Source organism: Gilliamella sp. ESL0232, from assembly GCF_013346885.1.
Lineage (GTDB): Bacteria > Pseudomonadota > Gammaproteobacteria > Enterobacterales > Orbaceae > Gilliamella > Gilliamella bombi.
On record NZ_JAAEDW010000004.1, the window covers coordinates 62,514 to 74,764 of the forward strand.

Here is a 12,251-nt window from a genome sequence, read left to right on the forward strand (position 1 = left end):
ATTATTTTACAGTTCACAGTACATATCATCATTGAGCATATCTATCATCGTTATTTTTTATTGCTCAAATGAATCATTGACTCAAACATATATCTAACCTGAAACATTTTGACAAAAATATTACATAAATTTATGTCAGAAAAGTATTATTTTATCACCGAATAAAGGGCTTCTGCTACTTTTTCTGTGGAATTCACAATAGATAAACTTTTAGCTTTTATTGCCATTTCAATTAATTTGTCACGGTTCAAATTACATAACAAATTGGATAGCGATTCAACACTGAAATCAGGTTGTTCTATAATACTAGCAGCACCTATATCTGCTAGTGATTTTGCATTCCAAAATTGCTGACGATCTTTATGCATAAATGGAATAAAAATAGCACCAATACCAACTATTTCAATTTCACTGACGGTTAATGCTCCGCTACGACAAATTACAATATCTGCCCAATTGTATGCATCTGCAACATCTTGGATAAATTCAGTCACTTTGTTATTGGTCATATCGCAATTTTGGTATGACTGAATTACGGAATTCAACATTCCTTTACCTGTTTGATGCCATACTATATATTTATCGGATAATTTTGTTATCACTTTAGGCACAATATCATTAATAACTTTAGCTCCTTGGCTGCCTCCCATGACTAATACTCTAATTGGCCCATCACGATCTTTAAATCTTTCTTCAGGTTTTGCTACAGTTAAAAGATCACTACGAACAGGATTGCCAACTACTTCAGCCTTAGGAAAAGCAGTAGGGAATGCTTGTAAAACTTTAACCGCTATCTTAGCTAGATATTTGTTGGTTAAACCTGCTATACCATTTTGTTCATGTACTACAACCGGTATGCCAAGTGTTTTTGCTGCTATTCCCCCTGGGCCTGAAACATATCCTCCCATACCTAGAACAACATCAGGGCGATAAGTTTTTAAAATTTTTCTAGCTTGTAAAACTGCTTTTAAAATTTTATAAGGTGCTTTTAATAATGCCATAACACCTTTGCCTCGTAGCCCTGATATTTCGATAAAATCAATATCAATACCATTTTCAGGAACTAAGTGTGCTTCCATTCGATCGGCAGTTCCTAACCATCTTACCTGCCAGCCTTGCTTCATTAAATATTGCGCCACAGCAATACCTGGAAAAACATGCCCCCCAGTTCCTCCTGCCATAACTAATAATTTTTTCATTATTTTATTAACCTTATTCTTGCTTGGGCTTGTTGTTGTCTAAATTCAAAATCAATTCGGAGTAATATTGCTGTTGCAATACTCATCACAATAAGACTTGATCCACCATAACTAATAAATGGTAGTGTTAATCCTTTAGTAGGCAACATTCCAGATGTAACACCCACATTTACAAATGTTTGAAAACCAAACCATATCCCAATTTCACAAGCTAAATAACCAGAGAACAATGAACTTTCATTCAGTGCTCGATAACCAATTGCAAGCGCCTTAAATGTTAGAAAGAAAAGTAATGACAATAAAGCAACTACGCCTATATATCCATACTCTTCTGATATAATTGAGAAAATGAAATCAGTATGACATTCTGGCAAATAACCTAATTTCAGTACAGAATTTCCCATACCTTGTCCAGTAACGCCTCCATTACCAATTGCCATTAATGAGGCAACTAATTGATAACCTGAACCTGTAGCATCTTGCCAAGGGTCAAGAAAGGTTAACAGTCGTGTTAAGCGGTAAGACTCATATAAAATCAAACAAATTACTGCGCCAACTCCCGTTAGCAAAATAGCAATAAATTGCCACAATTGCGCACCTGCAATAAATAAAATGCCAATAGTGACCATAAATAAAACAATAACAGTACCTAAATCTGGTTGTTTAAGTAACAAAATAGAAAGTATAGTCATAACAACCATTGGTTTAAAAAACCCCCAAAAGCCACTTTGTACTTCTTCAGATTTACGTGATAAATAACCAGCTAAGAATAAAAATAGCGCTAATTTTGAAAGTTCTGCAGGTTGAAAATTGAATACTCCTAGAGGTATCCAACGAGATGCTCCATTAATCGAAGAACCAATACCTAACACAACGATTAACATAATAATAGCAATAATAAGTAAAACAGAAGCAAACTGTTGCCAACGTTGCATTGGAATATAAAACGTAATAAACATTAAAAATAATGATAGTCCTAACTGAATAAGTTCTCGTTGTGTATAAAAGAAAGGATCGCTTTCATTAAATGCCATTGAAGAAGATGTCACCATGATCAAACCGAAGATCATTAAACCTAACACAGTCCAAAGTAGCTGGTTGTCAAATGGTATGTGGGGATTAACCTGTTTTTTTAACCAAAAGAGTGTCATTTTGTACTCCTTTGAGTATATTGTTCAGCAAGTTGTGCAAACTGTTTTCCGCGTTCAATATAATTCTTAAACTGATCTAAGCTTGCGCATGCTGGAGAAAGCAAGACCACATCATTTGGTTCAACTTTTTGAGCAATAACTTGCATTGCATCTGACAATGTTTCAGTTACAGTTGTTATATGAGGTGCTAGCTTAGCAAGGATAAAACGATCACGCCCAAAACAAAAAATTTCTAGATTTCTGTTTTCAAAAAAAGGAATCAATGGCGAAAAATCCGCTGATTTTCCATCCCCACCTAATAATAAAAATAATTTCCCTTTGCAAACTACGCTATTTAATGCTGCTTCTGTACTACCTACATTAGTTGCTTTGGAATCATTAATCCACTTCACACCATTTTTTTCCAACACTAACTCAAAACGATGTGCTAGACCATGAAATGAAATAATTGTTGCTATACTTGATTCCCGTGAAATTTTCAGTTTATCAACTATAGCTAAAGCCGCTAACGCATTAAGATAATTATGGCATCCCGCCAGTTTCATTATTTTAGTCGCTACTACTGGCTGCTCTTGTGCAATCAAATGTTCAAAGTGGAAATCCAAATGATAATCCCCTTTATTTACACCAAATGAAACGCAGTTTTTTTGTTGGTCAGTCGGAATGGTTAACTTATCATCATGGTTAATTACACAATACTTGGCATTATGATAAATACGTTGCTTGGCCTCAACATATTGCATTAATCCAAGAGGATAACGATCCATATGATCTTCTGAAATATTTAAGATTGTTGCAACTGTAGCTTTTAAACTCTGAGTTGTTTCTAGCTGAAAGCTAGACAGTTCAAGAACATATACATCGTAATGTTGATTCAATAACGATAATGCTGGCTGCCCAATATTACCACCAATAGCGACTTTAATACCTGCCGACTTAATAATTTCACCAACTAATGTTGTTACTGTAGTTTTACCATTTGCACCTGTAATGGCTACAATTTGTTTACTGTTTTGTTGATTCAATTCACGGCAAAATAGTTCAATATCGCCAATAATTTCAATACCTTTTTTAGCTGCCTGTTGTAGTTCAGGTGTTGATAAAGCAATTCCTGGACTGACTATTATTAAATCAGCATCAAGCAACCAATCAACATTTAATTCCCCTAAATGGCAAGCAACACGTTTGTCTAATTGTTCCATCCCTGATGGCGACTTACGAGTATCAATAACTTTAGGTATAACATTTTGAGCAAGAAAATAGTCTACACAAGAAAGTCCTGTGACACCTAAACCAATAATAACGACATTTTTTCCTTGATAGCTAACCATGATTTGATCCTAATATCTTTTATTAACGTAATTTCAAAGTTAATAAACCTATTACAACTAACATCAATGAAATTATCCAAAACCGCACAATAACACGCGGTTCTGGCCAACCCTTTAATTCATAGTGATGATGAATTGGTGCCATACGGAAAATTCTTTTACCTCGTAATTTAAATGATCCTACTTGTAAAATTACGGATAAAGTTTCAATAACAAAAATTCCCCCCATAATCAGTAATAAAAATTCTTGTCGTAATAAAACAGCAATAATTCCAAACACGCCACCTAAAGCTAGCGATCCAACATCTCCCATAAAAACCATCGCCGGATATGTGTTAAACCATAAAAAACCAAGTCCAGCTCCAATAATTGCAGTACAAACAATCATCAACTCTCCGCTGAATTTAATATAAGGAATATTCAAATAAGCAGCAAAATTGACATTCCCTGTAGCCCATGCTACAAGCGTAAAACCAGCGGCTACAAAAACAGTTGGCATAATTGCTAATCCATCAAGTCCATCTGTTAAATTAACGGCATTACCAGCCCCAACTATAACTACATAAGTTAATAAAATAAACCATAGTCCCAATTGAGGCATCACATCTTTAAAAAATGGCACAACAAGTACTGTTACCGTGCTATCTTTACCATAAACATAAAGACCAAAAGCAACAATTAATGCAATAACCGATTGCCAAAAGTATTTCCATCTAGCAATTAATCCAGCACTATTTTTACGAATTACTTTTAAATAATCATCAGCAAAGCCAACAATGCCATAACCAATTAAAACAAACAAAGTTACCCAAACATAAGGATTGCGTAAATCTGCCCATAGCAATACCGATAAGGAAATTGAGGCTAAAATTAGCGTCCCCCCCATAGTCGGTGTTCCTTTTTTACTTAAATGAGACTCAGGCCCATCATGGCGAATGACTTGACCAATCTGTAATTTTTGCAGCCAGTCAATGACTTTTTGCCCCAAAAATAATGAAATTGCTAGCGAGGTTAATAAACCTAAAATAGCTCTTACTGTTAAATAAGAGATAACATTAAAAAAGGTAAAATGTTTAACTAAATATTCCGATATCCAAAGCAACATAATCTTAATCCTGACTCATTTTGAGTTGTTCAATTTGAATTTTTTCGATAACTTCTTCCATTTTTGCACTACGCGAACCTTTAACTAACATTGTTAAATTTGGTTGTTGGCGTAACAGCATTAATAGATAATTCACTGCATCTTGTTTATTATTGAAATGGTGACCCACACCACTAAACTGGCTAATAAATTGACTTAATTTGCCTACACTTACTACACAATCAATTTTTTCATCATGAGCAAGCTCACCTATTTGGCAATGATATTTTTCAGCTTCTGGCCCTAGCTCACCCATATCACCGACAACTAAAATCCGATAACCGGGCTGTTTTGCCAAAACTTTGACAGCCGCTGACATCGATCCAACATTAGCATTATAAGTATCATCCCAAATTAATTGGGTTTGATTTAATTTTATTGGAAATAACCGGCCTTTTACAGGCGTTAAAGAGGCTAAGCCATGTTGAATCTGATTCAAAGTCGCTCCGACAGAAAGTGCTAAAGCTGATGCCGCGATCGCATTTGAAATATTATGTTTCCCAACTAGCGATAACATAATCTCACATTCACCTTTAGGTGTATGTAATGTAAATGTTGTATTTTTTTCGTGTTGAATATTACTAGCATAAAATTGAGCAGAAGGGTTCGTTAACGAAAAAGTCCAAACTGTTTTGTTTACTAACTGAGTAAACCATTTATCAGAACAACTATCTAAATTAATAATAGCAATACCACCATCAAGCAATCCTTGAAAGATTTCGCCTTTAGCTTTTGCTACACCTTCAAGTGTTCCAAAACCTTCTATATGTGCTTCTGCAATATTATTGATTAAAGCGCTTTGTGGTTTGACAATATTCGTAGTATAGGCTATTTCACCGATATGATTAGCGCCTAATTCTATAACTGCAAACTGGTCTTGTTTAGTTAAACGTAACAGTGTTAATGGCACCCCAATATCATTATTGAAATTGCCTTGTGTATAAAGGGTCTGTCCACAGTGTAGTAATATTGCCGCAGTCATTTCTTTAACTGACGTTTTACCTGATGAACCTGTAAGTGCAACAATTTTAGCTGTACTTTGCTGCCGGATAAAATTAGCGATTACCCCTAAAGCCAAGCGAGTATCCTTAACAACAATCTGTGGTATGGTCTTATCAAGTTTATGATCGACGATCACGGCTATAGCACCATCTTTAATAGATTGTTCAGCAAAAGCATGTCCATCAAAATTATTTCCAACAAGTGCGATGAATAGCGATTGTTTTATTATTTTTCGTGAATCAGTGCAAATTGTATCAATCACAGCACTTTCGTCTTGAATGTAATAAGATTCACCATTAACTATTTTTTTTATTTGCTCAATTTCTAATGGAATCATGATTGATTCTCTACTCCTAGAAGTTTTTTCACTGTTTCTTGATCTGAATAGTGATATTTGGTATTACCAATTATTTGATAGTCCTCATGCCCTTTACCTGCAATTAAAATGACATCATTAGGCTTAGCCTGCTTTAATGTTTGCGTAATAGCCTGCACTCTATTGGTAATTATGAGTACATTATCAGTGTGATGTAAACCTTGTTGAATATCATGAATAATCTTCATTTCATCTTCAGTGCGTGGATTATCATTAGTTAAAACAATTTTATCGGCAAATTGTTCTGCGATTTCAGCCATTAAAGGTCTTTTTCCAGTATCCCTATCGCCACCACATCCAAAAATCACCCATAAAGAACCTTTACAATGAATTCGACTAGCTTGCAAAGCTTTCTGTAACGCATCTGGAGTATGAGCATAATCAACAATAACCGTTGGGCTATTTTTTACATGTAAAACCTCCATTCGCCCACAGATTGGAGTCAAAAAAGAAGCCATATTAACAACAGCAAAAAATGGGTAGTTCAATGTTAAAAGTGTAGCTATGGCTAATAACAAATTAGAAACATTAAATTCACCTAGCAATCGGCTAATAATAATGGCATTTCCCCAACTTGATTCCATATGAATTTGGGCACCTTTATCATGATATTCGATCATTGATACACCAACATAAGGTATATTTAACGCCTTGAGTCGACGTAATGATTTTGTTTGACATGATACAGCTGTCACTTGTGGAAGTTTTTCAATCCATCTTTTACCATATTTGTCATCATAATTAATAATTGATTTACCCGCAGCTAAAACTTGTTTGTCTTTTTCATCAGGACTAAATAACGACCATTTTGCTTTTGCATATCTACTCATTGTCTTATGATAATCTAGATGATCTCGACTTAAATTGGTAAATACAGTAGCAGCGCAATTTAGCCCTTTAACCCGGTCCATAGCAAGCCCATGTGAAGAAATTTCCATCGTTACAACTTTGACCTGTTTCTCTACAAATTCGGCTAATAAGGTTTGCACATCTACTGCTGATAACGTTGTATTAACTGATGGCTCAAGTTCATTATAAATTCCATTACCAATAGTTCCCATTAATGCTGTTTTTTCATTCAATAATGTTAAACATTGGGCAATAAGCTGACTAACAGTTGTTTTCCCATTGGTTCCTGTCACACCAATAACAGATAATTTTTTTGATGGAGAATGATAAAACTCATTAGCAATCAAGGATAGACGCTGTGAAAGTTGGAAAACACTAATTTGTGGAATTATCGATTTATTTTCATGCCTAATATAGTCAATTTTTAAGTCATTTGATTTTCTACTTGCTTCTACTAAGATAACAACTGCACCCATTGAAATAGCTTGTGGAATAAATGTTCGTCCATCAACTGTATGACCTTTGATTGCGATAAACACATCATTTTTTTCCACTTTACGACTATCTATACGCAAATGATTAAGTGGAAAATCATCTAGTTTTAAATTACATCTTCCACCTAATAATTCAAATAATGTTTTAAACGAGTTTGTTGCTAACATTTTCACCTACTAATATATAATCATTTGCCCATCAACTTGACGATCAGGCTTTACATTCATCGTTCTAAGCACACCGCCCATAATGCGACTGAAAACAGGTGCAGAAACCGAACCACCATAATATTGCCCCGCTTTAGGGTTATCAATAACAACAACAAGTGAATACTTTGGTGCTGTTGCTGGAGCGATACCTGCGGTATAAGCTAAATATTGATTAACATACCGTCCACCAGATAATTTTTTCGCTGTTCCTGTTTTAACTCCAACACTATAACCAGGAACCGATGCTTTAGTTCCTCCACCAGTAACAGCTACAGCCTCCATTAATTGAACAACTGTTTTAGCATCTTTTTCAGAAACTACACGTTTACCCTTAACAGGTTCTGTGACTTTTAAAATTGATACAGGTCGGTAAATTCCATAACTACCGATAGTTGCATAAGCTCTTGCTAGCTGTAATGGGGTAACAGTTAATCCATATCCAAACGCAAATGTTGCTCGCTCAATATCAGCCCATTTTCTGGTTCTATCGGCTGCAATTGAACCACTAACTTCACCACCTAAGCCTAATTCCGTTGGTTGACCTAATCCAAATCGACTATAGAATTCTACAAGATCATCCTGTTGCATTTGTAAAGCTAGCTTACTTACTCCAACATTACTTGATTTTTCTAAGATACCTGCCAAATTAAGCGTTTTTTGATATGACACATCTTTAATTTCATAACGATTAACATAAAAAGGTCTAGTATCGATAATAGTATTTAAGTTAGCAATTTTCTTTTCTAAGGCAGCCATTACAACTAGCGGTTTAACCGTAGAGCCTGGTTCAAACGCATCAGTAACAGCTCTATTTCTCAATAAATTATAATCAATTGATGAGCGATTATTTGGATTATAAGATGGGCTGGTTGCCATCGCTAAAATCTCACCACTATGCACATCAACCAATACAGCTGTTCCACTGTCTGCTTTGTTAAATTGAACCGCTTGACTAAGTTCGCTATAAACTAGTGATTGTAAACGCTCATCTATACTTAATATTAAATCTGATGCTGTTTCTGTTTCTGTCCGTTCTAATTCTTCAATAACACGACCTACTCGATCACGTCTTACAACTCTTTGCCCCGATTCACCTATTAACCATTTATTAAAGCTTTTTTCAATACCTTCAGAACCTTTCTCAGCACCATTTGCATCAATATCTGTTAAACCAATTAATTGAGCTATATTTTCTGCCGCAGGGTAATAACGTTTAGATGTTTTAGCAAACGATATCCCCGGTAACTTTAGTTTTTTTAAATAGTCAGATATTGTTGGCGTTACTTGCTTAGACAAATAAACAAATCTCATTGATGGATTGTTTAATTTTTGCTTTAGCGTTGACATTGGAATATTCAACGTTTGTGCTAATCCTTGCCATCTAATATCATCAGCTTTAACACCACCTTTTTGCACAACAATTTTAGGATCTGCCCAAACATCAAACATCGGTACACTTACTGCTAACGCACGCCCATTACGATCGGTGATCATGGCTCTTGGTGCATCAATTTCTTGGTGACGAAGTGAGCGCTTATTACCTTCAGCAATCAGTTTATCTGGTTCAATAATTTGCAATAATGCCATTCGAGCCATAAGACAAATAATCGCTAAAATAATAAGTCCATATATAATATAAAAACGATTCGGTGTAAAAAACTGTCTTTTACCATTTAACCTATTATTTTTATTTGTTTTTGCAACCTTTTTAGTTTTAGTTTTAGTTTTAGTTTTATTTTTTTTATATTTAGTGGCAGGTTTCATTATTTACTCTTTATTACAATGACTGTTTCATTTTGCTGTGTCACATAAGACATACCTAATTGATTTTTAGCTTTCTCTTCGACACGTTTTGGATCAGCAAGTACATTTTCTTCAATAACTAAATTCCGCCATTCGCTTTCTAACACATCTTGTTCTAATAAAAGTTGCTCACGTTCAAATAACTGTTTACGAATTTGTTGCGTTGTTATTAATACTGCACCAGCAGAAATAATAATCATCACAAGTAATAACAATGAAATTTTTTGATGCCTAAATAAATCCCCAATAATTACACCAAACAAGCTTTTACTCGGTCTTTTTTGAAAATTTTTATCAATATAAGTTTTATCTAGAAAAAAATCATTGTCTTGGTTATTCATTTTTCCTTTCTGCTACCCTTAATATTGCGCTTCGGGAGCGCGGGTTATTATTAATTTCAATAGTATTTGGTTTAATTTTGCCAAGTGATTTTAATTTAGCACTACCAAATTGTTTAATTTGTTGTTCAGTTAATGGTAATCGTGTTGGTAAATCTGGACCTTTACTCTGTTTACTAATAAATTGTTTTACAATCCTATCTTCTAAAGAATGAAAGCTAATAACCGCTAATCTTCCTTGATTGGCAAGCACTGATAAACAACTATTTAGCACTTGCTCGACTTCTTCCAATTCACTATTAATATAAATACGAATAGCCTGAAAACTACGTGTAGCTGGATGCTTATTTTTATCCTTTCTTGGTGTAGCTTTTTCAATTAAATTAGCCAACTCTAAGGTACGAGTAATCGGAGAAATTTTATTCTGCTCGACAATCGATCGAGCAATACGTTTGGCAAATTTCTCTTCACCAAATGCCTTTAACACCCATGAAATATCGTCTTCATCACTGCTAAGTAACCATTCACTTGCAGTTAAACCTTTACTATTATTCATACGCATATCAAGAGGTCCATCACGCATAAAAGAGAATCCCCTGTCAGGATCATCAAGTTGTGGTGATGAAACACCTAGATCTAATAAGACACCATCAATTTCACCCAATAATTCTAACTCTTCAATATATTGATATAAATTTGAAAACTCACCACGAATAAAAGTAAATCGAGGATCTATTATCTGTAACGCAGATTGCTCTGCACGCTCATCACGATCAATAGCAATCAATCGTCCTTGTGCTCCTAGTTGTTCAAGTATTAAACGAGAATGGCCTCCTCGTCCAAAGGTACCATCAACATAAATGCCATCTTTTTTTATATTTAATGCATTTACAGCTTCGTTTAATAAAACCGTCGTATGTTGATAATCCATCAATCTTTACTCTTATTAAATAGTTAAACTTTTCAAATTATCTGATAAGTTTTCAATATCGCTTGATAATGCGGTAATATCATCATTAATTTGTTGATACCAACTTGCCTCATCCCAAATTTCAAATTTATTAGATTGACCAACAAACATTATATTTTTTTCTAATTTTGCATAAGTACGCAATGTAGGTGACAATAAAATTCGTCCAGAATTATCCATTAGGCACTCAGTTGCATACCCCAATAACAATCTTTTTATTCTACGTTCAGTTTCAACAATGGTTGATAATGTTGCAAGTTGCTGTTCAATACATTTCCATTCGGACATTGAATAAAGTGTCAAGCATGGGTCGTATAAACCAATTGTGCAAACCATACCTTCAGATAAAGATTCACGGTAGCGAGTAGGAATAGCTAACCGTCCTTTATTATCTAAACTAATTGAAATTGCACCACTAAACATAAAAGTATTTTTCTTTATAATTTATTTAAATTTTAATTAATAAAAATCAACATGTTAATAAAAACACCCATTTTTACCACTTAACCCCACTTTTTACCACAAAATTTAATAAATTAATAGGTATTTGAATAATTAATTTATAAATGATTTAAAAGCATCTTCTAGGTTTTTATGTAGAAAATAAATTGCTGGTATAAGAAAATTAAGGAGGGGGGATTTGCCGACGTAAGTCGGCAAAAAAATGAGGAAAATTTAAGATACGGTCCAAAACCCAGTTATATTAACTTTATCCTGCTGCAAAACAGCACGAATAGGCATTTGATTAACATCATTATTTTTTTCGGCTTGTTCTAATACACACAATTTGCTTTCACCAACTAAATGTAGGTAGATATTTTTGCTATTTAAAATAGCTGGCAATGTTAATGTAATACGATCTAGTGGTGCTGTTAATGGTGTCATACCAACAACTTTCCGTCCAGATTTCATATCTAAACCGTTAGCCAAATTAGCTGCGCCTGGGAATAATGAGGCAGTATGCCCATCTTCTCCCATACCTAAAACAATTACATCAAATGGCATCGGAACTTTATCTAAAAGTTTATCTGTAACTTCTGCACCATCAAATGGATTATTACAACTGTTTTTTAAACCAACAAAATTAGCCAATTTAGCATTATTTTGTAATAGATAAGTGTTCACTAACTTTTCGTTACTAGCATCATCAGTATCATTAACCCATCTATCATCTACCAACGTAATAAAAACTCGGCTCCATTCTATATTTTGTTTACTTAGTGAAACAAATAATGGAATAGGTGTTTTACCACCAGAAACCGCAATTGAAGCATGTCCTTTTTGTACAATGGCCTGTTTTAATTCATTGACGATATGTGAGGTTAAATCTTCGATCAATAATTGACTATTTTGATATTTATTTAACGTAAACATAGTTATTTTT

The 12,251-nt window shown here is 34.2% G+C and carries 11 protein-coding genes; all 11 read right to left on the minus strand.

Going from position 1 to position 12,251, the window contains the following annotated elements; all coding sequences use genetic code 11:
* Positions 1 to 146: 146 nt before the first annotated feature.
* The 11 genes from murG to pgl all read right to left on the minus strand — a co-directional run bounded on the left by murG (position 147) and on the right by pgl (position 12,241).
* Positions 147 to 1,199: an undecaprenyldiphospho-muramoylpentapeptide beta-N-acetylglucosaminyltransferase gene (murG, locus tag GYW75_RS05720; protein WP_065590392.1), complete on the minus strand. Its 1,053-nt coding sequence runs from the start codon at positions 1,197 to 1,199 to the stop codon at positions 147 to 149.
* Positions 1,199 to 2,350, minus strand: coding sequence for a cell division protein FtsW (gene ftsW, locus GYW75_RS05725; RefSeq protein WP_081298061.1), 1,152 nt, complete (start codon positions 2,348 to 2,350; stop codon positions 1,199 to 1,201). Before ftsW ends, murG begins: the two co-directional genes overlap by 1 nt.
* Entirely contained in the window at positions 2,347 to 3,681 is a 1,335-nt protein-coding gene (gene murD / locus GYW75_RS05730; protein ID WP_065590393.1) for a UDP-N-acetylmuramoyl-L-alanine--D-glutamate ligase, read from the minus strand. The genes ftsW and murD overlap by 4 nt, the downstream gene beginning before the upstream one ends.
* A 22-nt stretch (positions 3,682 to 3,703) precedes the next feature.
* A complete protein-coding gene (mraY, locus tag GYW75_RS05735; protein ID WP_065560405.1) occupies positions 3,704 to 4,786 on the minus strand; it encodes a phospho-N-acetylmuramoyl-pentapeptide-transferase in 1,083 nt (360 codons plus the stop codon).
* Between the two features lie 4 nt (positions 4,787 to 4,790).
* Positions 4,791 to 6,164 carry a UDP-N-acetylmuramoyl-tripeptide--D-alanyl-D-alanine ligase gene (murF, locus tag GYW75_RS05740; RefSeq protein ID WP_174798738.1) on the minus strand — a complete coding sequence of 458 codons (1,374 nt, stop codon included), beginning with the start codon at positions 6,162 to 6,164 and terminating at the stop codon, positions 4,791 to 4,793.
* A complete protein-coding gene (gene murE / locus GYW75_RS05745) occupies positions 6,161 to 7,714 on the minus strand; it encodes a UDP-N-acetylmuramoyl-L-alanyl-D-glutamate--2,6-diaminopimelate ligase (RefSeq protein WP_174798739.1) in 1,554 nt (517 codons plus the stop codon). Before murE ends, murF begins: the two co-directional genes overlap by 4 nt.
* A gap of 9 nt (positions 7,715 to 7,723) precedes the next feature.
* Complete coding sequence (gene ftsI, locus GYW75_RS05750) at positions 7,724 to 9,520, minus strand: peptidoglycan glycosyltransferase FtsI (protein WP_174798740.1); 1,797 nt, start codon at positions 9,518 to 9,520, stop codon at positions 7,724 to 7,726.
* Positions 9,520 to 9,900, minus strand: a complete 381-nt coding sequence (gene ftsL, locus GYW75_RS05755; protein ID WP_085164936.1) for a cell division protein FtsL — start codon at positions 9,898 to 9,900, stop codon at positions 9,520 to 9,522. Before ftsL ends, ftsI begins: the two co-directional genes overlap by 1 nt.
* Positions 9,893 to 10,828 carry a 16S rRNA (cytosine(1402)-N(4))-methyltransferase RsmH gene (gene rsmH, locus GYW75_RS05760; RefSeq protein WP_174798741.1) on the minus strand — a complete coding sequence of 312 codons (936 nt, stop codon included), beginning with the start codon at positions 10,826 to 10,828 and terminating at the stop codon, positions 9,893 to 9,895. The genes ftsL and rsmH overlap by 8 nt, the downstream gene beginning before the upstream one ends.
* Before the next feature lie 15 nt (positions 10,829 to 10,843).
* A complete protein-coding gene (mraZ, locus tag GYW75_RS05765) occupies positions 10,844 to 11,290 on the minus strand; it encodes a division/cell wall cluster transcriptional repressor MraZ (protein ID WP_065590397.1) in 447 nt (148 codons plus the stop codon).
* Positions 11,291 to 11,542: 252 nt separating this feature from the next.
* Positions 11,543 to 12,241, minus strand: coding sequence for a 6-phosphogluconolactonase (gene pgl, locus GYW75_RS05770; RefSeq protein ID WP_174798742.1), 699 nt, complete (start codon positions 12,239 to 12,241; stop codon positions 11,543 to 11,545).
* Between the last annotated feature and the right edge of the window lie 10 nt (positions 12,242 to 12,251).